General features: G+C 54.4%; 27 protein-coding genes and 1 tRNA gene. 3 read left to right on the forward strand and 25 right to left on the reverse strand.

The window, feature by feature from the left end:
- Positions 1-16: 16 nt before the first annotated feature.
- The 7 genes from E7Z62_07265 to rpiA all read right to left on the reverse strand — a co-directional run bounded on the left by E7Z62_07265 (position 17) and on the right by rpiA (position 3125).
- A tRNA-Tyr gene (locus E7Z62_07265) sits at positions 17-128 on the reverse strand.
- Positions 129-175: 47 nt separating this feature from the next.
- A complete protein-coding gene (locus E7Z62_07270; GenBank protein ID MBE6522902.1) occupies positions 176-928 on the reverse strand; it encodes a proteasome assembly chaperone family protein in 753 nt (250 codons plus the stop codon).
- Complete coding sequence (locus E7Z62_07275) at positions 897-1085, reverse strand: RNA-protein complex protein Nop10 (GenBank protein MBE6522903.1); 189 nt, start codon at positions 1083-1085, stop codon at positions 897-899. Before E7Z62_07275 ends, E7Z62_07270 begins: the two co-directional genes overlap by 32 nt.
- A 1-nt stretch (position 1086) precedes the next feature.
- Positions 1087-1869 carry a translation initiation factor IF-2 subunit alpha gene (locus E7Z62_07280; protein ID MBE6522904.1) on the reverse strand — a complete coding sequence of 261 codons (783 nt, stop codon included), beginning with the start codon at positions 1867-1869 and terminating at the stop codon, positions 1087-1089.
- Positions 1869-2036 (reverse strand): 30S ribosomal protein S27e, encoded by a 168-nt coding sequence (locus E7Z62_07285; protein MBE6522905.1) that lies wholly within the window; start codon positions 2034-2036, stop codon positions 1869-1871. Before E7Z62_07285 ends, E7Z62_07280 begins: the two co-directional genes overlap by 1 nt.
- A 5-nt stretch (positions 2037-2041) precedes the next feature.
- Positions 2042-2320, reverse strand: a complete 279-nt coding sequence (locus tag E7Z62_07290; GenBank protein ID MBE6522906.1) for a 50S ribosomal protein L44e — start codon at positions 2318-2320, stop codon at positions 2042-2044.
- Positions 2321-2396: 76 nt separating this feature from the next.
- Positions 2397-3125 (reverse strand): ribose-5-phosphate isomerase RpiA, encoded by a 729-nt coding sequence (rpiA, locus tag E7Z62_07295; protein ID MBE6522907.1) that lies wholly within the window; start codon positions 3123-3125, stop codon positions 2397-2399.
- A 75-nt stretch (positions 3126-3200) separates the two neighbouring features.
- Here rpiA and E7Z62_07300 point away from each other — a divergent pair, with 75 nt between their 5' ends.
- Positions 3201-3869 carry a diphthine--ammonia ligase gene (locus tag E7Z62_07300; protein MBE6522908.1) on the forward strand — a complete coding sequence of 223 codons (669 nt, stop codon included), beginning with the start codon at positions 3201-3203 and terminating at the stop codon, positions 3867-3869.
- On the opposite strand, the gene cadA is transcribed toward E7Z62_07300, so the two are convergent.
- The 3 genes from cadA to E7Z62_07315 are packed head-to-tail and all read right to left on the reverse strand — an operon-like array spanning position 3858 to position 9995.
- Entirely contained in the window at positions 3858-6062 is a 2205-nt protein-coding gene (cadA, locus tag E7Z62_07305; protein ID MBE6522909.1) for a cadmium-translocating P-type ATPase, read from the reverse strand. The genes E7Z62_07300 and cadA overlap by 12 nt on opposite strands.
- Complete coding sequence (locus tag E7Z62_07310) at positions 6059-6277, reverse strand: heavy-metal-associated domain-containing protein (GenBank protein ID MBE6522910.1); 219 nt, start codon at positions 6275-6277, stop codon at positions 6059-6061. The genes cadA and E7Z62_07310 overlap by 4 nt, the downstream gene beginning before the upstream one ends.
- A 1-nt stretch (position 6278) precedes the next feature.
- Positions 6279-9995 (reverse strand): DUF4011 domain-containing protein, encoded by a 3717-nt coding sequence (locus E7Z62_07315; GenBank protein MBE6522911.1) that lies wholly within the window; start codon positions 9993-9995, stop codon positions 6279-6281.
- Positions 9996-10043: 48 nt separating this feature from the next.
- On the opposite strand from E7Z62_07315, the gene E7Z62_07320 reads away from it, so the two are divergent.
- Entirely contained in the window at positions 10044-10430 is a 387-nt protein-coding gene (locus tag E7Z62_07320) for a thioesterase (protein ID MBE6522912.1), read from the forward strand.
- Here the strand turns inward: E7Z62_07320 and E7Z62_07325 are convergent.
- Genes E7Z62_07325 through E7Z62_07335 form a run of 3 tightly spaced genes read right to left on the reverse strand, consistent with a single transcriptional unit; the run spans position 10417 to position 13160 of the window.
- On the reverse strand, positions 10417-11811 hold the full coding sequence (locus E7Z62_07325) for an MFS transporter (GenBank protein MBE6522913.1): 1395 nt from the start codon (positions 11809-11811) through the stop codon (positions 10417-10419). The genes E7Z62_07320 and E7Z62_07325 overlap by 14 nt on opposite strands.
- Before the next feature lie 27 nt (positions 11812-11838).
- Positions 11839-12144 carry a hypothetical protein gene (locus E7Z62_07330; GenBank protein MBE6522914.1) on the reverse strand — a complete coding sequence of 102 codons (306 nt, stop codon included), beginning with the start codon at positions 12142-12144 and terminating at the stop codon, positions 11839-11841.
- 29 nt (positions 12145-12173) lie between these two features.
- Entirely contained in the window at positions 12174-13160 is a 987-nt protein-coding gene (locus tag E7Z62_07335; protein MBE6522915.1) for a hypothetical protein, read from the reverse strand.
- Between the two features lie 64 nt (positions 13161-13224).
- On the opposite strand from E7Z62_07335, the gene E7Z62_07340 reads away from it, so the two are divergent.
- Complete coding sequence (locus E7Z62_07340; protein MBE6522916.1) at positions 13225-14304, forward strand: tyrosine--tRNA ligase; 1080 nt, start codon at positions 13225-13227, stop codon at positions 14302-14304.
- Positions 14305-14306: 2 nt separating this feature from the next.
- Here E7Z62_07340 and E7Z62_07345 read toward each other — a convergent pair whose 3' ends face one another.
- The 12 genes from E7Z62_07345 to E7Z62_07400 form a co-directional block, all read right to left on the reverse strand.
- Positions 14307-15278, reverse strand: coding sequence for an exopolyphosphatase (locus E7Z62_07345; GenBank protein MBE6522917.1), 972 nt, complete (start codon positions 15276-15278; stop codon positions 14307-14309).
- A gap of 39 nt (positions 15279-15317) precedes the next feature.
- Positions 15318-15767, reverse strand: a complete 450-nt coding sequence (locus tag E7Z62_07350; GenBank protein ID MBE6522918.1) for a hypothetical protein — start codon at positions 15765-15767, stop codon at positions 15318-15320.
- 48 nt (positions 15768-15815) lie between these two features.
- Positions 15816-17210: an ABC transporter permease gene (locus E7Z62_07355; GenBank protein ID MBE6522919.1), complete on the reverse strand. Its 1395-nt coding sequence runs from the start codon at positions 17208-17210 to the stop codon at positions 15816-15818.
- Positions 17207-17932, reverse strand: a complete 726-nt coding sequence (locus E7Z62_07360) for an ABC transporter ATP-binding protein (GenBank protein ID MBE6522920.1) — start codon at positions 17930-17932, stop codon at positions 17207-17209. The genes E7Z62_07355 and E7Z62_07360 overlap by 4 nt, the downstream gene beginning before the upstream one ends.
- Before the next feature lie 76 nt (positions 17933-18008).
- Positions 18009-18359, reverse strand: a complete 351-nt coding sequence (locus E7Z62_07365) for a prefoldin subunit beta (protein ID MBE6522921.1) — start codon at positions 18357-18359, stop codon at positions 18009-18011.
- Complete coding sequence (locus E7Z62_07370) at positions 18356-18595, reverse strand: hypothetical protein (GenBank protein ID MBE6522922.1); 240 nt, start codon at positions 18593-18595, stop codon at positions 18356-18358. Before E7Z62_07370 ends, E7Z62_07365 begins: the two co-directional genes overlap by 4 nt.
- A 1-nt stretch (position 18596) precedes the next feature.
- Positions 18597-18737, reverse strand: coding sequence for a DNA-directed RNA polymerase subunit P (locus E7Z62_07375; GenBank protein ID MBE6522923.1), 141 nt, complete (start codon positions 18735-18737; stop codon positions 18597-18599).
- Positions 18738-18759: 22 nt separating this feature from the next.
- Positions 18760-19011: a 50S ribosomal protein L37ae gene (locus E7Z62_07380; GenBank protein MBE6522924.1), complete on the reverse strand. Its 252-nt coding sequence runs from the start codon at positions 19009-19011 to the stop codon at positions 18760-18762.
- Between the two features lie 5 nt (positions 19012-19016).
- Positions 19017-19775, reverse strand: coding sequence for an exosome complex protein Rrp42 (locus E7Z62_07385; GenBank protein MBE6522925.1), 759 nt, complete (start codon positions 19773-19775; stop codon positions 19017-19019).
- 8 nt (positions 19776-19783) lie between these two features.
- Complete coding sequence (locus tag E7Z62_07390) at positions 19784-20524, reverse strand: exosome complex exonuclease Rrp41 (protein MBE6522926.1); 741 nt, start codon at positions 20522-20524, stop codon at positions 19784-19786.
- Positions 20525-20526: 2 nt separating this feature from the next.
- Positions 20527-21243 (reverse strand): S1 RNA-binding domain-containing protein, encoded by a 717-nt coding sequence (locus E7Z62_07395; GenBank protein ID MBE6522927.1) that lies wholly within the window; start codon positions 21241-21243, stop codon positions 20527-20529.
- Between the two features lie 19 nt (positions 21244-21262).
- Positions 21263-21958, reverse strand: coding sequence for a ribosome assembly factor SBDS (locus E7Z62_07400; protein MBE6522928.1), 696 nt, complete (start codon positions 21956-21958; stop codon positions 21263-21265).
- Between the last annotated feature and the right edge of the window lie 2 nt (positions 21959-21960).

Consider the following 21960-nt stretch of genomic DNA (forward strand, 5'->3'; position numbering starts at 1 on the left):
AGATGCTGGATAAGGATGGTCCCCACTCCCTGATTTGAACAGGGGACCTGCTGATTTCAGCGGCTGTATCGGGTTTTACCGAAAACACTCTACAGTCAGCCGCTCTAGCCAGTCTGAGCTAAGTGGGGACTTAGATTTGGGGATGCGTACCCATTATAAAAAGCCGTTGGTGATATCAGCGGAAGTAGGATAAATCCTCAGGATTGGTCTCAGCCAGAGCCTGTACCTCATTGTTGATCTGCTCTACCTGCTGGATGTCATCCTGCATCTCGGCCGTGTCCAGTTCTATTCCAAGAACTTTGCACAGCACATCTACCACACATTTGGCGCTCTTGTGATCCAGAAGGAAGCCCGACGTTTCTCCCATAAGGCATGCTGCATCGATATCGTATTCGTTGGCGAGGAGCAGGAACATCGCTGCCGCTCCCACGATGCCGCCCTGAGGTTCGTTGGGACGGAATTGGGCACCCTTCTTCTCAAGCATCGACTTGATCTTCGAATCGTTGCTCACTGCAAGCACGCGGGGTTCCTTCACGACCTCTCCCAATCCGTATCCGCCCAGAGTGATGATCAGTTTGGGATCGTATCCGATGATCTTGTCGAAGATGAACTTGCATAGTTCGAACTGTCCCTGAGGTGTCGATGCCTGATAGTCTCCCTGCAGGAAGAGGATGTCGTGGCCGTTGACGTCCTTCACGTACCAAAGCTCGTTGCATGCAGAATAGAAATAGCTGTCAGAATCCACGAAGACCTGCGGGGGCAGTTCGCTGCTGAGGATGGTGGCCATCCTCTTCGCATCCAATTTGTAGCTGATGAAGTCCGCTGCGATCTTACCGACGTTCCCGACCCCGGGCAGCCCCTCTATGAAGATGAGATTCTTGAATTCGGGTCTGCACTCATACGTTATGATGCTTTCCATTCTCTCCATACTCCTCGAGTATCGCCTTGCGGCGGTATTCCCCCATGCGATCCTCCGGGGAATATCTCGGAGGTATCGGGTTCACAGTAGCTTTACCGCAGATCGGACATACCATAGAAAGTGTATATCTGGCACAGTCGTTGCATTTGCGGATTTCGCTTTTCATCTCACTTGCTCTCACGTTTGAGCACCGCAGTGCCGTCGTTCGATGTAAGGGATTCGATGGCCGTGTTGCTAACGGTCTTCATGATGTCCTCTGCCTCTTTGTAATCGGCAGCTGTGACGAGGATCCTGTATCTGGGGCATCCCACACAGGTGATCTCCACTGAGGATCCGTCGGCGGCTGCGAGGCCGGCCATGAGTGCGGTCTTGATGAGCTCCATTCCGTCAGGTGCTGAAGAGCTCATCTCGAGGATTCCGTCGATCTGCACCATGGGTGCTGCGACGTTCTCCTTCGCGACTTCCATAAAAGTATCGGTCCACTTCCCCTTGAATTCCGAAAGGAAATCATCGGGGTAAGCGACCGCTGATTCGAAGGCACTGTACAGTGTCTCGTAGGCATCCAGGAGTTCGTCCCCGAACTGCTTGTATGCCTTGTCTATGTCAATTCCCATCCTTTCAGCGACGATCTCGAGAAGTTTCTCTGCCTTCTTCTCGTTCTTCCATTGCTGGATCTTCTCGCGCTTCTGGTGTTCGTTGACGGATTTTAAAGAAAGGTCGATGTGACCTTTGGTTGAATCCACGCCCAGAACTTTGCAGACGATTTTTTGTCCTTCTCTGACGAAGTCCCTGATGTACTTAACCCAGCCAGTGGCGACATCCCTTACGTGAATGAATCCTTCCTTGTCATCGTACTCGTCCAGAGTGACGAATGCTCCGAAGTTCTTCACGCTCTTGACGGTGCAGACTACGAGCTCACCGTTCTCGGGAAGTCCCCTGACCCTTGACATCAGTTGACTACCTCAATGACTTCGCCCTTGATGTCTCCGACACCGCCCTTGGGGACGATGAGGGTTGCACCGCAGACGTGGCAGGTGACCTTGGTCGCTGCCTTCTTGAAAGCGATCTGCTCGTTTTCGCAGTCGGGGCATTTGATCTTGATGAAATCTCCGGTCATGATAATCACTCCACGAGTTCGAATTTCTTGGCACGGATGCAGGGGGAGATGTTGGCCTTCTTGCACTGGGTGCATCTGTACCTGAGGTTGATCCTCTTGGTGGGCTTCTCTCTTCCTTCGGGTTTAGGCCTGGGGAAACCTCCGTAACCAGCGGTCACTTTTCTGAATCTCCTCTGACCCCATTTGAGTTCACTTGCCTTCTTCTTCTTGACCCTCTCCACCTCTTGCTCGGTGTGGGCCTTGCAGGTCGGGCAGTATCTTTTGATTGTTCTGGGCATTTTCATGGTATTCACCTTGAATTGAATCGGGCGTGCTATTATCGAAGTTATATAAAAACTTGATACCATCACTCACGCGCGATTACATTATATTGATATCGTCTGGTCTCTTCTTGATCATGGCATCGGACATGCTCTCGATCCCTCCGTCGGGTTTCGATATGAGCACATCGTAGGCCGTGTTCAGGAACAGGCCGTTCTCGACCACTCCGGGGATGACGTCGATCCTCGATTCCAGGAAGAACGGTTTCTCGATCGCCTCGAACTTGCAGTCGTAGATGTAGTTGCCGCTGTCGGTCACGATGGGTTCTCCGTCCCTTATCCTCAGCTCTGCCTTGCAGCCCTGTTGCTCCAGCGCGAATTTGGTATGCTTGTGGCCGAATCTGAGGACTTCCACCGGAAGTGGTGCCTTTGTACCGAGCTTCTCCACGAGTTTGGATTCGTCGGCGATGATGATCTCCTTCTCGGTGGCCGCAGCCACGATCTTCTCCCTGAGGAGTGCTCCTCCGAGTCCCTTGATAAGCTGCATGTTGGGGTCGACCTCGTCCGCACCGTCGATGGTGACGTTTAGGGTACCGATCTCGTCGAGTTCCACAATCTTGATGCCGAGGCTCCTTGCTAGTTCCTCGCTCTGGAAGGATGTGGCCGTGCATGTGAGGTCCCAGCCTTCTGCGACGAGTTCGCCGATCCTCTCGATCATGAACTTCGCGGTGGATCCGGTCCCGAGTCCGACTGCCATACCGTCCTTGACGTACCTGTCAACAGCTTCCCTGGCGACCAGTTTCTTCATCGCGTTCGCATCAAGACTCATTGTGTCCCTCGGTATTCCCCAGAATGCACCATAATAAAAAACATTCTTTTACCGCGGGAGCGTGCATGTGTGCATATGAGGCTAGCATCCCTGTATTCCGGCGGAAAGGACTCCACTTTCTCGCTGTACATCATGGAGCAGATGGGACACGACGTACCTTACTTGGTCAATGTGAAGCCGGAGGACAAGGCATCATGGATCTTCCATACGCCGAACCTCTCGGTGGTCCCTCTCATGGCCGAGTCCATGGGAAAGGAACTTGTCACGGCTCCGAGCACCGGTACCGAGGAGGGGGACATGGAAGGGCTCAGGAAGGCATTGGAGGGATTGGATGTCGAAGGTGTCATAACCGGTGCCGTCTGGTCCGATTACCAATGGGACAGGATGAACCTGGTCTGCAACGATCTCGGCCTCAAGGTGTTCTCCCCTCTGTGGAGGAAGGATCAGGACCTTCTGATGGATGCGTTCCTCCAGTCGGGCATCAGGGCGATAATCGTGGGATGCTTTGCAGAAGGCCTCGGCGAGGAATGGCTGGGACGCGAGATCGATGCGGATGCCGTTAAGGATCTGAAGAAGCTCCGTGAGAAGTACGGCATCAGCATCATGGGCGAGGGAGGGGAATACGAGTCGATGACCCTCGATTCCCCTATGCATTCCCACCCTCTGGAGATAGTAGATTCCAATAAGGTTTGGAAGAGGGACAACGGGACCCTTGACGTCACATCGGCCAGATTAGTTCAGTGATTTGGGTTCGAACCTTCTCATCCTAAGTGCATTCGATACGACAGAGATCGATGAGAGCGACATAGCTGCCGCCGCCAATATAGGCATCAGCATCACGAGATCGGTGTATCCGAAAAGGACAGGGAGTCCTGCGGCGATCGGTATGCAGACCGCATTGTACCCAAGTGCGAAGAACAGGTTCTGCTTGATGTTCTTGAGGGTGGCTCTTCCAATCTCGAGAGCGGCGGGGACCGTCCTCAGGTCGTCGTTCATCATCACGATGTCGGCCGATTCGATCGCGATATCGGTCCCGGATCCCACTGCAAGACCGACATCGGCCTGCGTGAGTGCAGGGGCATCGTTGATGCCGTCGCCCGTCATGGCCACATGCTTCTGGCGGACCTGCAGCTTCTTGACAGTATCCAGTTTGTCCTGGGGTTTGGTCTCTGCTATCACTTTGTCAATTCCAGCCTGTGCCGCTATGGTCTCTGCCGTCTCCTTACGGTCCCCAGTGACCATCATGACATCGACCCCCATGGATTTCAGCGAGGATATCGCAGCCGGGCTCTCGTCCCTCATCGGGTCCGATACGACGATAGAGCCTGAGGGTACACCGTCGATGGCGACCAGGATTCCTGGGGCTTCATGGAAGGATATCCCGTTCTCCTCCATGAGTGCGCGGTTCCCGACCAACACGGTCTGGCCATCCACATTGCAGCGTATCCCCTGTCCGGTTATCGCTTCGAAATCCGAATGAGGAGGCAGATTGATCCCATTTTCCTTAGCATAATTGACAACAGCCTCTGCCAGGGGGTGTTCCGAATCGGTTTCCGCGGCTGCGACGATGGATATGAACTTCTTCTCATCAAGTCCAGTGATGATGCTGGTGATGGTAGGATGTCCTTTGGTGATCGTACCGGTTTTGTCCAGTATCACGGTGTCTATGTGTGCGGCAGCCTCTATGGAGGATGCTGTCTTGAATAATACCCCATGCTTCGAACCGTTGCCGGTACCTATGACGATCGCCAGAGGTGTGGCCAGCCCCAGTGCGCATGGACAGGAGATCACGAGCACCGATATGGCGATGGTGACGCAGAACTCTAGGTCGTATCCGCTGTCAGGGAAGAACTGTCCTGCGACGAACCACGCGATACCTGATGCGATGGCGATCAGTATGACTGCAGGCACGAATTTGGCTGCAATCTTATCAGCGAGATGAGCGACAGGTGCCTTCGTTCCCTGGGCCATCTCGATCATCCTAGCAATCTGGTAGAGGACAGTCTCTTCGCCGGTCTTCTCGATCCTGACTTTGAGGCTTCCGTTACCGTTGACCGTAGCGCCGTACACGACCGAATCTACATTCTTCGAGACGGGTATGGATTCCCCGGTGAGCATTGACTCGTTGACGGCCGAGCTCCCTTCTATGACCATCCCATCCGCAGGTATGGATTCCCCCGGACGGATCAATACGACGTCCCCGACGATCAATGATGACGCATCGACCTCATACTCCTTGCCGTCCACTATGATCGTAGCCTTGCTGGGGGCCAGGGATAGCAGCTTCCTGAGGGAATCGTTGGTGTTGTGCTTCGAACGGGCTTCCATGTATTTCCCGACGCTCACAAGTGCGATGATCATTCCTGCGGAGTCGAAGCTCAGCATTATGTGCATGTGCTCGTCAGTAGAGAAAGCGAGCATGGTGTAATAGAGTCCCATGGCAAGGGAAGCCAGGGTGCTGATGGAGACCAGTGAGTCCATGGTGGGGCTCTTGGTCTTCAGTGCAGGGATGCCCTTCTTGTAGAAGCGTCTTCCCGAGTACATTATCGGTAAGAACAGAACGAGCTGTATGATACAATCCGTTCTGGTATCCCAGGGCATATCCAGGCCCAGCATCGGTCCCATGGCTATGATGCTGAGCGGGATAGCGAACAATATGGCGACTATCAGGTCCCGCTTCTGTATCTTGAGGGCTTCCAGTTCCTGCTGTTCGGCCTTCTCGCGGTCATCGCTGATCATCTGGTATCCGGCGGAGGTGACAGCCCTGCCGATCATCTCCTCCGTGACCTTCGATTCGTCATAGGTGACCGTGGCGGTGTTGTTTCCGAAATTGGCCACGACGCTCTCGATGCCGTCGATCTCTCCGATCGCTCCCTCGATCCTGCTGGAGCAGGCGGCGCATGTCATTCCGCCTATGCGAAAAACGTGCGTCTTCATGAGAAGAGTCCGTGCTTCACAGATGCTCTGAACCCGGCATCGACGACGGCCGAGATCAGTTCCTCGTCGGTGGCCCCGTCGTGTTCGACGACGGCCTTACCCGACTTGAGGTTCACATCGACCTTCTTCACCTTGCCCAGAGCGTTCAGCTTCTCGTTGACCTTGCTAACGCATCCTTCGCACATCATGCCTTCGATTTTCAATGTCGTCTTCATCTCAAACCCTCTCTATTGCATCAATTATTCCCGCGATCTCCTTGTCGGGATTCTTCCAGAATCCGGGCGTCCAGACCCTGTGGATTTTCCATCCTCTGGACTCTAGGTACTTCTGCCTGTGGTAGTCCCTCTCCCTCGTCGATTCGGAGATCTCGTAAAGACGGCTGTCGCATTCTATTCCCAGGATGTAACGGTCGTTCTGTTTCACTGCAAGGTCTATCTGGTATCCTCCGATACCGACGTTCCTCTCCACGGAGTAACCCTTCCTGAGGAGGGCGTTGTAGACCTTGTCGGCTATGTGGCCTGAATTGAATTCCTCTGTGCGTACCCAGCGGTCGTCACCGAACGAGTGCAGGATGGAATCGGCCAGATCCCTGTTCCCGCTGCTGATAGCATCGGCGTACTGCAGGTATTTCTTCAGTATGCGGGGGCCGTCGTTCTTGTTGTCCTCCACCTGGAGTTCCCTGGGTTCGAATGAGGATACGATGTAGATCTTCTTCTTCGCCCTGGATACGGCGACGTTAAGACGGTTCTCACCACCGCGGTTGTTCAGCCATCCGAATCTCTGCATCAGCCTTCCGTCAGAGTTCTTGGCGTATCCTATGGAGAACACGATGACATCACGCTCATCTCCCTGAACGCTCTCGATGTTCTTGATGAACAGACCGACATCCTCTCCGTTGTCGAACCTCTTCATCTCGTTGGCGACGAGCTTTCCGAACTCCCCGTCCTTGGCGCATTCCTCATCCAGGACATCGTTGATCAGGTCCCTCTGGGATGCGTTGAATGTGATGATACCTATGGTCTCGTTGTTCTTCCTGGAGGTGAATATGCCCCTGAGGAGTTCGATGACCTTCTTGGCCTCGGCCATGTTGGACTTGTTCTCCCACAGTCCGTCCACCTTGATGGTCTCGATGGGCGGTTTGGGCGGGTCTATCACATTGGGGGACACATATAGGCGTCCTCCGTAGAACGCGTAGTTGGAGAACGCTATGAGCTCCTCGTACTTCGACCTGTAGTGGAAGTTCAGCAGGATGGAGTCATACCTTGCCCTTGCCAGGTCCAGCAGTGACTCCTCCTCCAGTGCGGCGGATACGTCGTCGTCGAGGTCCTCCTCATCGGAATCGTACTCGATCCTTCCGACTCCCAGGCTGGAGGGACGAAGCTGCTTGTGATCCCCTGCGACGACGACCTTCTTCGCACGGTAGATCGACGGGATACCCTTCTCCACATACATCTGGGAGGCCTCGTCGAATATGAGCAGGTCGAATACTCCCATCTCCAGCGGGAGTATCTCGGAAACCACCTCGGGGGTCAGCAGCCATACGCGGACTCCCTGGAAGAGCTCGTACCCGTAGCGGTTGATGAACTTGTTCAGGTTCCATTTCCTCTTGGATTCGATGATCCTGTTGATGTCGCCGCGCCTCTTGGACTCGGAGATGTATCTCAGGTTGTTCTGGAGGATCTCCTCGACCTTGTCCTTGCACAGGATGCGCTTGTGCTCCATCTTCCTGTCCATGTCGCGGATGATGCTGTCGAAGTCCCAAATCTGCTGCATGATGTCCTTGTGCTCGGCATCGAACTTCATCAGATGCTCGTTGAGGATCCAGTTGAACATCCTGTCGTTGCTGTCCGAGAACTTCATCTTGGTGGATTCGGAGATCGACAGGATATCGTCCCCGTACAGCTTCTCGTCCGAGCTGAGCTTGGAATAGACGGTGGACAGCGATGCGAACCTCTCGTAGTCGTCCAGGCCATCGATGATCTTCTTGGGGTCGTCCATCATCAGGGTGAGGGTGTGTTGGTTGTAGTTGTCGAAATACTTCGAGGCCATCAGGGTGGTCTCCCTGTTGACCTTCCCTTTCGAGAACAGCCTTCCCATGAATCCCTTGGAGTTGAACTCCTTCATCTGCATCTCCAGGTCCATGAGGTCCGCCTTCATCTCACCGATGTTGAACTCTGAGAGGTTCATCTTCATCTGGGTGAGCCACGGGTTGGAGCCTGACAGCGTCTTGTAATCGTTGAAGTTCTTCATCAGGCTCTCGTTGTCGTACATCCTGTGGAGCTCGGATACCGTGGGGTACTGGAGCGCCAGGAGGCGCGGGTCTATGTGGGATTTGAGGATCTTGTATTCGCTGAACTGGCGTTCATCGTTCAGATTGGTCTTCTCCATGCCGTACAGCTTGTAGGGTGCGATACCGAAGTCGCCCGGTGTATACATCACATCGGCGATGCGGGTTAGCATCGAGACATCGTCGTCGATGCTGTCAGAGATGGTCTCCAGATCGGTACCCTTCTTGGGGGCTCCTGAGGCCAGCATGGTCTCTAGCTGCTTGTAGAACAGGTCCTTGTTTCCGACGTCGTCGATGAGAAGGCAGTATTTCGCCAGTGTCCCGAGACGGGAGTATACGACGTCCAGGGCGGTCTTCTTCTCGGAGACCATCAGGACGGTCTTTCCTTTCACGACCGCCGACGTTATCAGTCCTGTGATGACCTGTGATTTACCTGTCCCCGGAGGTCCCTGGACGACGATCTCGTCATCCCTGTCGATGGCAGTCAGGATGTTCTCCTGGGCGCTGTTGAGCGAGTTGATGTAGAACAGATCCTTCTCGGAGGCCTCCATGCCCTTCTTCTTCAGGTCGTCCAGCGACAGGGGCTCCGGTTTGTCCGAGTAGAAATCGGTCTTGTCGAGGTTCTCCACAAGGTCTGTGAGGATACCGTTGATCTCCTTTCCGGACAGGATGGCGTCGAAGTCCCTCTGGATAGAACTGGAGTACGTCGGGAACTTACCGACGATGATGTTCGGTACGAGTTCCATGTCCCCGGGAAGATAGTCGGGGAACTCCCCTGCCCTGTACTCGATGAATTCCATGGGCTCGGTGTTCTCGCATTTGATCTCGATTCCGTTCATGTGGAAGAAGTTGAGCGTGTTCTCGATGAACGATTCCTCTTCGAAGTCCTCCAGGATGTTGTTGGGGAGCGGCTTGTTCTGTCCCGTGGCCTTGATGTACGCCAGGATGAGGGTGTTGTTGTACATGGCATCGCGGGAGGAGTCATATGTGAGCGTTATGGAACGGGCATCCTTCTCAAGCGTCACCGGGAAGAGCGCCAGCGGTGCGCGGATGTCGAAATCGTCGTTGGGCATCTTTCCCTGGACGTAGGGGTACCCTACATACAGGTCGTACTGTCCCTTGTCCCTCAGTTCCCTGTTGACCTCACGGATCACCTGGTTCAGATGCCTGTAGACCTTCTCGTCCTCTTTGCTGTTGGTGATGTCGCAGAGCCTCAGTATCCTCTTGGTACCGAACAGCAGCCCGAGTATGTCCAGATCGGGGATCTTCATAAGATCGAAGGTGTTTTTGACGGAGATCCTTCCCTGATACAGGAGACGGTTCCCCCTGCTGATATTGATGAGCTTCTTTTCCAACTCTCTGAGGGTCTTTGCGGTCTCGCCCTCCAGATTGGAACCCTTGGCGGCGGTGACGGTATATTTCCTCGTAACTGCGAGGAAGCTCTCACCGTATACCTCTATGAATCTCTGGCCGACACCCACGATGGCGATGAAGTCCTCGATCTTCGTAGGTTTGCGCTGGGCCATTTCCTGGAGCGCCTCATCGGAGCAGACGTTGGGCACTCTTCCCGTGGCCCTTCTGCCCTCATCTCTGAGACGTTCCCTCAGTTGGTATAGTTCTTCGTAAAGCTGCTCTTCCAATCCCATGTTCCCCCTATCTACGTTTTAATTAGTAAAAGCATCGTTCGTAAGCGTATGTTGAACACGGGTATCAAAGGCGCTCAGTCGGTCACGGTGACGGAGGAGAATCTAGCTTCCACGGTAGGCAGCGGGGATCTTCCTGTATTCGCCACGCCTGCTATGATAGCGCTGATAGAGAAGACCGCGTCTCTGAGCGTCCAGCCTTATCTGGATCTCGGGACTTCCACAGTGGGCACCCATCTGGACATCGCCCACAGCTCCGCTACGCCGATCGGCATGACGGTGGTATGCGAGACGGAGCTCGTGGAGATAGACAGGAGAAGGCTGGTCTTCAAGGTCCGTGTTTACGATTCTAAATCGGAGGTCGGTTCCGGGACTCATGAGAGGTTCATTGTCGATTCCCAAAGGTTCCTGGAGAAAGCTGAGCTCAAGAATGCGTGACAGCATCGTCCTTGACGATCACTGCGGACAGCAGTGTGGCCACCCCAAGGATGATGGCAGGTATCATCGAGAATGTGAATCCGAGGAGGAAGTCCTCCGGAGGTATAAGGTCTAGCGGTATGCCGATGGAGTCTGATCCCACAGTGGCTAGGGATGCGAACAGCGCGGTACCTATTGATCCGCCTCCGTAGTAGAGGAAGTTGGAGAGCGTTGATGCCATCCCCTTCTCCTCAGCCGGTGCATGGTCTATGATGCGGCTGGCGACTGAAGCTCCGCAGAGCCCCCACATCACACCTCCCATTATTCCGATGGGGATGAACGGCAGCCAGCCCATTTCGGGTCTGATCAGCCAATAACCTATGCAGAATACGATCAGCGCCATACAGCTGAATATCGACATGGTCCTCCGTCCGTGCTCATCCGCGTATCTTCCCGCAGGGATGCTGACGCATATTGTGACTATGCTGGGCACTAGGATCAGAAGACCGGTGAAGGTGTAGCTGACATCGAGTTCCTTGACGATGTAGAACGGTATCAGGTATGATACGCCCACATAGCAGATGTTCATCAGGAGATAGGTCATGGAGACCGAGGTGAACGTCCATTTCTTGAAGATGCCCAGATTGAGCATGGGGTTCGTTGTCCTCTTCTCCGTACGAATGAACAGTATTATGGAGATCACCATCAGGGCGGCCAGGACAGCACATATTATCCCCTGCCCTTCGCGGGAGAACATCTCCAGGATGTAAACGCCGCAAACGACGGAGAAGAACAGCAGAGCACTTCCCCTGAGGTCCAGTTTCGCATCCTTGAAGTCGTGGTCCTTGGGCATCGCACGCAATGCGAACAGAATCGCGATTATGCCGATGGGCACGTTTATGAAGAATGTCCAGTGCCATGAAGCGACATCCATGATCAGTCCGCCTATGGCGGGACCGGAACCGAACCCGACCGCACCCGACAGCATCAATACGCTCATGCTGAGGCCGAGTTTGGTTGGCGGGAGGAATTTGACGCACATCATGGGCGCCACGGCTCCCAGCATGGCAGCCCCGATTCCCTGTACGATCCTGGCACCTACAAGGGTCCAGAGATCCTGAGAAAGACCGCAGACCAACGATGAGGCCCCGAATATGGCGAATCCGAGGATGTAGATCTTCCTGATATGTCCGGAATCGGCAAGGCGCCCGAAGGAGAGCATCAGACCGGCGATCATCATGAAGTACGTGATCGTGACCCAAGCGACGGCGTTGGCATCTACCCCGAAGGATTCCGCTATGGCAGGCAGGGCAATATTCACGATACTGGAGTCCAGTCCATCCATGAATACCCCGAACGCCATTGCGAGTAGAGCCAACAATTCGGTGCGCTTTAGGTCCATGCCAGTCCATCCATGCGCTCCTATTTATTACATCATTATTGAAGGAATTATGAGACATCCGCACAGGACCGTCTTTCCGGTCCCGCCAGTGACCGGGATGTAGCCAACCATAAGCGAAAGGATCAGAATGACGATCCCCCAGAAGCCTGTGGATAACGGGACCATGATCACCAGGAAGACGATCACTACCTTGTTCAGGAGTCCTTGGTTCACTCTGCTTATGAGCTTCGATGCGACTTTCCCGCACTGAATGGTGAAGAGATATCCTGCCAAAGAACCGATCGCACAGGCAAGGAGCATCGCCAAGAAAGCCTCCGAAGCAATTCCGCTCACGGAGTCGCCGAGGATCGAACCGATGACGATTACCGTCCCGACCTACCGCCCCCAGAAATGGAGAGTGTCACGAGCGACAGTATCGTGGTGACCGAACCGATCGATGCCACGGTGGCTATGAAGCGTTCCGGTGTCCTGTCAGGCATGATCGTGGAAGATACCGTTGCCCCGACCGTTGAGGTGATTCCTGGGAACCATCCTGCGACAGTACCCATAATTACCCCCTTCAAGCCAGGTATCGGTCCAACCGGATCGACACCATCATCAATCTGCTTTGGGAACGGGTGTCCGCTGTCGGACTCCAGCATCACCGGGAGTCCGAACAGACCTGTAAGCATGGGCATCAGCAGAGTCCCTTCCCCGAAGATCCCTTCACATGGTATCGGCAGTTCCATGACGGCATACCCCAGGATCCCTGAAAGGAGGAAGGCAGCTATCCCGAACAGTACGTTCCCCTTCTGGTATTCGTTGAATATCAGAACACCAGACACAGCGACCAGGATTATCTTCGTTATCCTGTCCAGGTAGTGTGTCATGTTATCGGTGATGATAAACTGCAGCGGTACGGCGATGGCTATCGCCACAGAGCATCCTATTATGCTCCCTATTGCGGCAGCGCGTACCGCTCTCATCCCCTTTCCCGAGAGCAGCAGTCTGTGGCCAGGCAGGATGGAGATCGCATCCTCGGCGTCAGGTGCACCAATGAACACGGAAGGGACGAAATCCACGTAAGAGTGGACGACGGATGCGGACATGATTATCGAGCAGATGGCGATGGGCACGTATTCCGTCGGGATGGCCTCAGACAATACAGATTCCCAAACCGGATAGGACAGCAGCAGAATCGATGCCAATGTGTTCACGTGGATGCCCGGGACCAGTCCTGTGAAGAGGCCGAAGGCTCCTCCTAGAAGGGAGGACAGCGAAACTATGATCATCAGCGAAGGGTCCATCGAGATACCTTGTCTTCTGCTAGGATATAAAGTGTGCATGCTGCGGTCAATATGCTGATTCATGACCAGGACAAACTGTGTTCCGCCAACGATTAATATATGTGGGCCATTGACACGAATGATACATATGAATGTAGACGAAAAGCTGGCCTTGGTCACAAGGAACGCCGAAGAGCTCGTAACCGAAGAGGAACTCCGTGCTCTCCTCACGGAGAAAGAGGAGCCCACGGCATATATCGGATTCGAGCCCTCAGGCACCGTGCACCTCGGTTGGGTGCTAGTCGCACAGAAGATCAGGGATCTCTGCGATGCAGGATTCAAGGTCACCATCTTTTGGGCGGATTGGCACGCCTACATCAACGACAAGCTCGGAGGCAACCTTGAGAACATCAGGACCTGCGCCAGATACATGCAGGATTGCTTCATCGCTCTGGGCGTCCCTCAGGACAAGGTCGTCTTCAAGTACGCCAGCGAGCTATGCTCGGAGATCGAGTACTGGGAGAAGGTCATCAAAGTCGCGAAGGTCACATCCCTTTCAAGGGTCAAGAGGGCCATGACCATCATGGGAAGGTCCGAGGATGAGGCCGAGGTCGACGCTTCCAAGGTATTGTATCCCATCCTCCAGGCAACGGACATATTCTTCCTCAACTGCGATGTCGCGTACGCCGGTATCGACCAGAGGAGGGCACACATGCTCGCAAGGGACGCGGCCGATAAGCTGGGATGGAAGAAACCCATCGCACTTCACACGCCTCTGCTCCCAGGTCTTAAGGGCGGCAACAGAATGGATCCCATCGAGAACAAGATGTCGAAGTCCAAGCCCGAGGGCAACATCACGATCCATGATACCAAAGAGGACATCGCCAAGAAGATGAAGAAGGCCTACTGTCCGATGGATAAGCTGGATGCAGAGGGCAACGAAGAGGTGAACCCCGTCCTCATGCTGTGCAAGTACATTATCATCCCCAGGAACGGATGTCTCTTCGTGGACCGTCCCGAGCAGTACGGCGGACCGGTCACCTACAACACCTACGAGGAATTGGAGCAGGCATACTTCGACAAGAAGCTCTCGCCATTCGATCTCAAGACGGGTGTCACTGACGGAATGGCCAAGACACTGGCTCCCGTCGCAGAATACTTCGAGGCACACCCTGAGAACCGTGCGGCTCTCCAGAAGGTCCTCGAGGGACTCACCAAGCTCAGGTGAGTTCACAAATCCTTTTTCAGGAGGTCTTCAGACTTCAATTCCCTGAAGATCTCCATCGTTCTTTTCATACAGATGAACAGCATAGCTTCGACGTCGCCCGTGCCTGATAGTCCGGCCGCTCCTCCGTGTCCTCCGCCGTCGCTCATGGTCTCGGTACCGATGCCTTTCATTATGTCCCCGAGGTTCACGCCTCTCCGGACTATCTCCTGGGTCGCTCTAGCGCTCAGTCTGAACTCATCATCCCTCTGAGAACCTACGAACACGACATCCGCCCCGGATGCCATTATTGCCCTGCATGAGGAGGCCTCGAAGCTCCCCCCGTACGATGTGGCGACTATGTAGTTGCCGACACGGTCGAACTTGGTCCTTTCCATGGCCTTGAGCATGGCGATCTTCTCCGACATGCTGACCGGGGCCACGGTCAGGTTGTATGCCTCGTCCATGTTGATGTCGCACCTCTTCATGATGTCTGCGAACGCTTCAAGCAGGGCAGGTTTGGCGAATTGGAAGTGGCCGCTGTCCGTTATCATCCCGCCTATGAGCATGAGGCCGACATCCCTCTCTATCGGTATGCAGTTCTCGTCCAGGATATCCTTGACGATCTCGCAGCAGGACGTCCTGGTGGGATCGCAGTAGAATTCGTATCCGTTCCATCTGCCTGTGGGCTGGTGGTGGTCGATGATGATGGTGTCCTTCGGGAGGTCAGTAACATTCTCCAATTGGTCCGGTGAGGAGGTATCCACGACGATGGCCTGCTCATAATCTGAGAAGTCGCAGCTCTCGAGAACGGCTACGTCCAGTTTTTCGCAGACTATCTTGCTGACGCGGTCGATGCCGTTAGGTGCGAAGATGTCCGCATTCGGGAAGGCACGCTTCAGCGCATAAGCGGAGCCCATGGCATCCATGTCCGCATTACCGTGGACCAGGATGACCTTGTTCTTGCCTTTCAGTTTGTCCGCAATGTTCCCGAACATGTTCGGTCATACAGGTAGCAGATAAAAAACCAGGGTTCGTCACTGTTCAGCTTTCACTATCGACAGGGACATCGCCATGCAATAGTGCATCTTCGTCAGATCCATAGCGAGCCGGCCGTCTTCGAGCTCCGCGTCCGTGATCTTGGCCCCGTTCGTCCAAAGGGTGAATTTGTATTCCGATCCCTTGTAGATGCATTGGCAATCCACTGCACTGGAGTTCGGGTCTACCCATACATTGCCCACCCATACGAAGTCGTCCGATTCGCATCTGATGGTGGCACCTTCCTTGATGTACGCGCCCTTAGCAAGAGGGTGGATCTCCCCGGTGCTGTTGTCCTCGATCACGAATGCGTAAGCAATGTTGTCGCGATCCGAGAGGAATGTGACCTTGTGGTCGTTACTGCTGAGTAGGAGTCCGCATGCCGCCAGGGACAGCCCTATGGCGACCGCTCCGATGATCAGTATCACGGCAGTTCTGTTATCCGACATGATCTCATTCCTCTTGGATGTACTATTTACAGGTAGATTAAACCTGTTTCACCCGCGCCTGGGCTTCTTTCCCGTTCCCCTCAGTTTCTCCACGTATTTGTTCTGACTCAATCCTGTCACGAGTATATCGGAGTTGTAGAGCCTGACGGTGATATAGATAGATACCACGGCGAATGCGGCCATGTATGCCAATCCTGCAAGCACGAGGGCGAGGTCGCCGTTCAGCAATGCCTGTGTGGCCATCATGGGGTGGCTGAAAGGTATGACGAAGAGGACGGCTTGGATGAGCATGTTGGAGCCGTACCATCCGGAGAACATGGTGATGAACATCGGGATAATGGCCAGTATGCTCAGAGGCATAGTCATGGTCTGAGCGGACTTGTAGTTCTTTGCGAAGGCACCGAGGATCATACAGATTCCTAATGCACAGGCGATGGAGAGGAACATGGACACTGCTATCAGGGCATAATCCACGATTCCAAGGCTCAGACCTACCTGCGACAGGTCGATGCTGGCCCCTCCTATGGATGCAACGGTCATCGACGAGATGTAGAATGCCATTCCGAACATGTAGGCCACACCGAACAGAAGACCGACCATTGCAGCGGCGATGATCTTTCCGGTGACTATGACGGTCCTGCTGATGGGCAGGGTGAGCAGGGTCTCCAGCGTCTTGTTCTCCTTCTCGGAACCCATCGAGCTGATGACGATGCTTCCGACCATCATTATGATGATCATGATGATCATGGGGATGAACATGGTCTGACCGGTCAGAGCCTCGCTTATCTGGGAGGGTGTGATATCCTCCTCCTTCTCGCCGTTGATGTATGTGTAGGTCTTCGAGCCGTCTATCGGCGTCTTTATGAAGTCGACGTATTCCTCCTCATCCTCGCCTATGAGGAACCTGGAGAGGTCCTTGTTCATGTTGGTGATGATGGACGTGGTGATCACGGACGAAACCGTACCGCTGATCATCCCTGCAGGCTTGTAGACGTAATACTGGTCGATCTCTCCCTTCTCGTACGTCTTATCCTCGGATCCCAGCGAAGGTATGGAATTCTCGATGTTCTTCTTAAAATCATCCGACAGGACAAGTGCAACGCTGGCGTTGCTTTCGGTCATTTGGTCCAGTATCGAGTCCTTGTCCATGCTTATGACGAAGTCCTTCACTGTAGCAGGTGTGATGCGCTCGTCGCCGCTGTTTATGTATATGTCGATGAGGAAATCGTAGGCATTCCATTCATTGCCCTCTCCGTCGGAGATCTTCTGATCCTCCCAGTTGGCGATACCGATAACAGGCATGACAGTGTTCTTGTGAACCTCGTCGCCTATGAGTCCGCCGAGTGCTGCGAACAGGACTACCATTACCATGACAGATGCTATGGATCCCGGGGTGAGGAGTTCCTTGACCTCCTTCTTTATGATGATTGAAAGACTGCTCATGCTCCTTTCACCGCCGTCACGAAGACCTCTTCGAGGGTCTCCTTTCCGTATTTCTCCTTCAGTTCGGCAGGCGTTCCCACATCGATCAGGTTGCCCTGGTCGATCATACCTATCCTGTCGCACAGCATATCGACCTCGAACATGTTGTGCGAAGACATGACCACAGTCACGCCGTTCTTGGCGATGTCGCGTATGACCTCCCTTATCTCGTAGGCGTTGATGACATCCAGGCCGGAGGTCACCTCATCCATGATTGCCAATTTGGGTGCGGTCATGATGGCCCTTGCGATGAGTAGTCTGCGCATCATACCCTTGCTGTACGTATCGATCCTGAAGTCTATCTTGTCGCCGAGGTCGGCAAGGGCGATCCCCCTCTCGACCATGGCGTCCTTGTCCTGGCCTGACCCAGCAAGGTTTGCGATGAACGTGAGGTATCTCCTTCCGGTCATATCCTTGTAGGCTCCCGCATCCTCGGGCAGATAGCTGATGAGCTTCCTTACCTCGTCAGCTTCCTTCGCCACATCTTTGCCGTAGACCTCGATTGTGCCCGATGATATCTTGAGTATGGTCGATATCATCCTGAGAATGGTGGTCTTACCGGCACCGTTATGTCCTATGAGTCCGAAGATTTCACCTTCATGTACGGTCAGGGATACGCCGTGGACGGCCTCCCTCTGACCATATGTCTTGCGTACGTCCTTCAGGACGAGTGCATCTGTCATGTCGGCAGTGATTGACAAAAGAAGTAAAAAGAATATGCCCGGAATCCGATGTTCCGGGCTGTTGATTATTAGGGTTTCACTCTTCCTGAGCGTTTCCCATGGCCTTGTTGATTGTCTCCTGGAGCGAGGTGTACTTCTCCTTGAGGGAGTTCTCCTGACGCTCGAGGCTACCAATCCTGACTTCCATCGTCTCGATGGATTCGTCGAGGTCGGCCTTGAGGGAATCCAGGTCTTCGACCTTGATCATGAAGGCACCGGAGGTCTTGAAGACGGTTCCGGTGGACTTGTCCAATTCCTCCTTGGTCTTGACGAGCTCGCGCCTGTTGGCGTCCATCTGCATCTTCTGGGATGTGACGGCCTGGAGCTGCTGCTGGACCTGCTGGAACTGGGTTATCTGGTTCTGGAGCTGTGGGCTGATTCCGTTCATTGGTTCACCTTGGTTAGATTTCCTATGTCCTCTACTACGCGTATGCATTCCAGATACGAGTTCACGGCCGCCCTCATGGCTGTGGTGTCCGTTGCCCTGATGTGTATGAGGGCATCGTCACCGTCCCATTCGATGCTCGTCTCGGTACGCGGCAGTTCCCTGCCAGCTTCGGGCGAGATGGCGGGCACCGCGACCTTTGCCGCGGCACCCTTGATCCTGAGTTCGGCCTCGATCATATCAGTCGGACTTGTAGACCTTCTTGTCGACGGGTCTGTCCTTCAGGAAGATCTTGTATCCGCACTTCTCGCACTGGAGTCCGAGTGAGTTGATGCTGTGGGGCTCGTTACACTTTGCACATCTGTATTCTTCCGTGCTCATTGTAATCACCTTTCAGTCTCTCTCACTGCTCTGAAACCTTGGACAGTTCCTTCTTGGTGTCGGGGCTGTAAGCGGTTGCTGCGAACTTGGTGTCGCAGTGCTTGCAGTACCAGATACCGGAGCTGACCCTCTTCACTGCCATGTGGTGGCAGACGGGGCACTCGTGCTTCCCCTTCTGGTGGGCCTCGATTGTCTTGATCCTGTTGCGGACGATAACTCCGTACCTTGCTCCGAACCTTCCGGAACTTCCTGCTTTCTCTGTTCTCTTTGACATGGATTTCACCCGATGATTTTTCTGATCTCGGCACCCTTCTCTACAGCTCTGTCGAGACAGAGGCTGAGTTCATCAAGTGTGATCGAACCGCGGCCACCTTTCTGCATGGCCCTGAAGTTTCCGACATCGTCGGTCGTAACCGTCAGACGTGCGGTCGAAATCTGCTCTTCGTCGAAATTAGGGTCTACTATTAAAGTATTACCTATTTTGACCTCCGTGATGGAGATGGGAGTGCATGTGATGGGCAGGGGCTTGTTCTCTCCCTTTCCGTACTGCTCTCCGGGGATGGTTGCGCTCTTCAGTGCACATACAGCTGCGAGGTTGGCCGCATCGAAGAGGTTACCGTCGTAGTCGAGGGCGTAGATGTCAACGAAGCACATCCAGACCTCCTCTCCGGGAACGATGCACAGAGCCTCGACGTCGACCATTCCGGACTCACGGATACCGCGGTCCACGACACGTGCGAGCTCGATGGCGTCCTCTCCGGGTGGTCCGGATTCAAAGGTGGGGTGTGCCATGGGGATGAGCTCGGCTCCTGTGGTGAGCACTCCGATGTTGGGTGTGTCGGGGAAGGGTGTTCCGGGGATGATCTTGACTCCCGCGATGACTTCTGTCTTTCCCATCTTGATTATGGCGGATCCGTCTGCACTCTCGATGACGTTGGTGACGACCTGGATGTCGCGGACGTCGGTGACGGAACGGCCGTCGAGCCTCTTTCCCTCGGCGATGAGCTTCATCATGTGGTCGCGCTTGATCTCTGACATTATCTCGGTCATTCGGATCCCTCCTGTGCCTTCCTGTCGTAGCGCCTCTTGAGCGCATCCTTCTGGAGCTCGTGGAGCTCGTGACAGCCTGCGACGGCCATCTTGATTCCGTAGTCGAACTCCTCGCGGGTCATGTTTCCGTCCATCTGGAGAAGTACGATCTCGTCGGTGGAGGGGATGATGGCGATGGGGACGTCGGCCTGTCCGTAGTTGTCCTCTTCCTTGTTCAGGTCAAGGAGGACGTGTCCGTCGGCCTTTCCGCATGCGAGTGCGGGGACGATGTCCCTCATGGGGATTCCTGCATCAGCGAGTGCGACGGAGGCCGCTGTGAGTCCAGCGCACCTGGTTCCGGCGTTCGCCTGGAGGATCTCGATGTAGACATCGATGGATGCACGGGGGTAGAGTTCGGTCAGGACGACCTTCTCCAGAGCCTCGGAGATGATCTTGGAGATCTCGATGGACCTTCTGTCCGGTCCGGGCCTCTTCCTGTCGCTGACAGAGAAGGACTGCATGTTGTACTTGCACTGCACGATGGCCTTTGTGGGGTCCTGAAGGTGCCTGGGGTGGCACTCCCTGGGTCCGTAGACTGCTGCCAGGACCTTGTTCTTTCCGATCTCTACGTATGCGGATCCGTCCGCGTTGTTGAGGACTCCTGCCTCAATCTTGAAGGGCCTGTGCTGCTCGGCGGTCCTGCCGTCGATCCTGAGGCCGTTCTCGTCAACCAATACCATATCTGTGTGTCCGCTCATGGTCACTCATCCCCCTCATCGTAATCTTCGTCTTCATCCTGAGGGATTCTTTTCTCGATAAACTCTTTAACCCTGTCTGTCAGGTTGCTGCTCTGGGCGTATTCCTCGATCATCTTGATCGCTTCTACCGCGACATCCGCAGCCTCGTCGTCTCCGTCGACCCATATCCATCCGTTCTGTCCGACCGTTATGCGGCAGTCGGTCATGTTCTTCAGCATGGAGATCATGGATCCGCTCTTTCCGATGACCCTGGAGACCTTGGTGTGGGAGATCTTTACGAGCCTTCCTCCATCGATCTTCCTGAGTCCGGAGTCCTTCATGGTGACGGAGATCTTCTTGCTCTCGTCAACTGCCAGGACCTTGATCAGTACGACGTTTCCAATCGTCAGGAACCTGGATGTGTCTCCGAATTCGACCTTCCAGGGTACCTCGCTCACATGTAGGGGCGCAGGATAGGGCGCTCCTATGTCAATCAGCCAATTTGAGGGTCCGATGTCCACGATTACTCCGAAGACGGTATCTCCCGATGTTGGCATGTATCCTCCCCTGAGGGGGATGACTCCGACCGTGTTCTGGAAGACATTCCTTACTCCCATCACACTGGCGCGGACCTTGCCGTCCAGCACGTATGCGTTCTCTCCGGGCCTCATCCCCGTTCCGTCGAGGATGTCGCCGGGCACAACGATCTCGCGTGTCTGTCTGGCGTTTCTTTTTTCCATTTTATCACTCTCGCGAATGTCAATTTATCAGTTTCACGGATGCCGAGCCCTTTGTCTTGTGCTTCAGCTTGTCCGTGAGGTCGTTGATGAGGCCGGCAGGGATCTCCATCACACCGATCCAGGAACCATCGGCGGTCCACTCCTCCTTCTCGACTATCCCGTATGAGATAAGGTCGTCGAAGCAGCGTCCGTAGTCGGCTCCGTTCAGTTTTATGGCGATGTGGGATTTCTCGAACCTTATCGGAAGCAGGGGCCTGAGCAGTTTCATGGCCTCGTCGATCTCCTTGTCCAAGGGTTTGAACGGGTCGACGTGGAATTTCGCCTCCTCAAGCGCCAGCTGAATCCTCATTGGCGGATGGGGGGTGTGCGTCTGCGGATTGATCGCGTTTGCGGCAATGTATGTGATGATCTGCTGTTTCTTCGACTCGAGCATCTCCTTGCGCTGCTCGGCCGTGATTTGAATCTCGCCCTTTTCGACGATCTTCCTAGCGATCTCCGCTATGTCCTCTGTTCCGAATGCCTCTTTCAGTTTGTCCTCTGCCTGCTTGGTCCCCTTGCTTGCGTTCTTGAAGACCTCCTCTACCGCCATGTATTCGACGATATCGAATGTCTTCCCCTGCTTGATCAGGTCGAACACCTTCGGATCCAGAAGGATCTCGAATGTCTCTCCGTGAGTCTCCAGTTTCGCTGTTATCGCGTCGTCAAGGCTGACCATGT

The organism is Thermoplasmata archaeon (genome assembly GCA_015063285.1).
Taxonomy (GTDB): Archaea; Thermoplasmatota; Thermoplasmata; order Methanomassiliicoccales; family Methanomethylophilaceae; genus Methanoprimaticola.

Bases quoted from the DNA above. Each gene is read 5' to 3' on its own strand.
- E7Z62_07270 (MBE6522902.1), bottom strand. From the start codon at position 928: ATGGAGAGAATGGAAAGCATCATAACGTATGAGTGCAGACCCGAATTC.
- E7Z62_07275 (MBE6522903.1), bottom strand. From the start codon at position 1,085: ATGAAAAGCGAAATCCGCAAATGCAACGACTGTGCCAGATATACACTT.
- E7Z62_07280 (MBE6522904.1), bottom strand. From the start codon at position 1,869: ATGTCAAGGGTCAGGGGACTTCCCGAGAACGGTGAGCTCGTAGTCTGC.
- E7Z62_07285 (MBE6522905.1), bottom strand. From the start codon at position 2,036: ATGACCGGAGATTTCATCAAGATCAAATGCCCCGACTGCGAAAACGAG.
- E7Z62_07290 (MBE6522906.1), bottom strand. From the start codon at position 2,320: ATGAAAATGCCCAGAACAATCAAAAGATACTGCCCGACCTGCAAGGCC.
- rpiA (MBE6522907.1), bottom strand. From the start codon at position 3,125: ATGAGTCTTGATGCGAACGCGATGAAGAAACTGGTCGCCAGGGAAGCT.
- E7Z62_07300 (MBE6522908.1), top strand. From the start codon at position 3,201: ATGAGGCTAGCATCCCTGTATTCCGGCGGAAAGGACTCCACTTTCTCG.
- cadA (MBE6522909.1), bottom strand. From the start codon at position 6,062: ATGAAGACGCACGTTTTTCGCATAGGCGGAATGACATGCGCCGCCTGC.
- E7Z62_07310 (MBE6522910.1), bottom strand. From the start codon at position 6,277: ATGAAGACGACATTGAAAATCGAAGGCATGATGTGCGAAGGATGCGTT.
- E7Z62_07315 (MBE6522911.1), bottom strand. From the start codon at position 9,995: ATGGGATTGGAAGAGCAGCTTTACGAAGAACTATACCAACTGAGGGAA.
- E7Z62_07320 (MBE6522912.1), top strand. From the start codon at position 10,044: ATGTTGAACACGGGTATCAAAGGCGCTCAGTCGGTCACGGTGACGGAG.
- E7Z62_07325 (MBE6522913.1), bottom strand. From the start codon at position 11,811: ATGGACCTAAAGCGCACCGAATTGTTGGCTCTACTCGCAATGGCGTTC.
- E7Z62_07335 (MBE6522915.1), bottom strand. From the start codon at position 13,160: ATGAATCAGCATATTGACCGCAGCATGCACACTTTATATCCTAGCAGA.
- E7Z62_07340 (MBE6522916.1), top strand. From the start codon at position 13,225: ATGAATGTAGACGAAAAGCTGGCCTTGGTCACAAGGAACGCCGAAGAG.
- E7Z62_07345 (MBE6522917.1), bottom strand. From the start codon at position 15,278: ATGTTCGGGAACATTGCGGACAAACTGAAAGGCAAGAACAAGGTCATC.
- E7Z62_07350 (MBE6522918.1), bottom strand. From the start codon at position 15,767: ATGTCGGATAACAGAACTGCCGTGATACTGATCATCGGAGCGGTCGCC.
- E7Z62_07355 (MBE6522919.1), bottom strand. From the start codon at position 17,210: ATGAGCAGTCTTTCAATCATCATAAAGAAGGAGGTCAAGGAACTCCTC.
- E7Z62_07360 (MBE6522920.1), bottom strand. From the start codon at position 17,932: ATGACAGATGCACTCGTCCTGAAGGACGTACGCAAGACATATGGTCAG.
- E7Z62_07365 (MBE6522921.1), bottom strand. From the start codon at position 18,359: ATGAACGGAATCAGCCCACAGCTCCAGAACCAGATAACCCAGTTCCAG.
- E7Z62_07370 (MBE6522922.1), bottom strand. From the start codon at position 18,595: ATGATCGAGGCCGAACTCAGGATCAAGGGTGCCGCGGCAAAGGTCGCG.
- E7Z62_07375 (MBE6522923.1), bottom strand. From the start codon at position 18,737: ATGAGCACGGAAGAATACAGATGTGCAAAGTGTAACGAGCCCCACAGC.
- E7Z62_07380 (MBE6522924.1), bottom strand. From the start codon at position 19,011: ATGTCAAAGAGAACAGAGAAAGCAGGAAGTTCCGGAAGGTTCGGAGCA.
- E7Z62_07385 (MBE6522925.1), bottom strand. From the start codon at position 19,775: ATGTCAGAGATCAAGCGCGACCACATGATGAAGCTCATCGCCGAGGGA.
- E7Z62_07390 (MBE6522926.1), bottom strand. From the start codon at position 20,524: ATGAGCGGACACACAGATATGGTATTGGTTGACGAGAACGGCCTCAGG.
- E7Z62_07395 (MBE6522927.1), bottom strand. From the start codon at position 21,243: ATGGAAAAAAGAAACGCCAGACAGACACGCGAGATCGTTGTGCCCGGC.
- E7Z62_07400 (MBE6522928.1), bottom strand. From the start codon at position 21,958: ATGGTCAGCCTTGACGACGCGATAACAGCGAAACTGGAGACTCACGGA.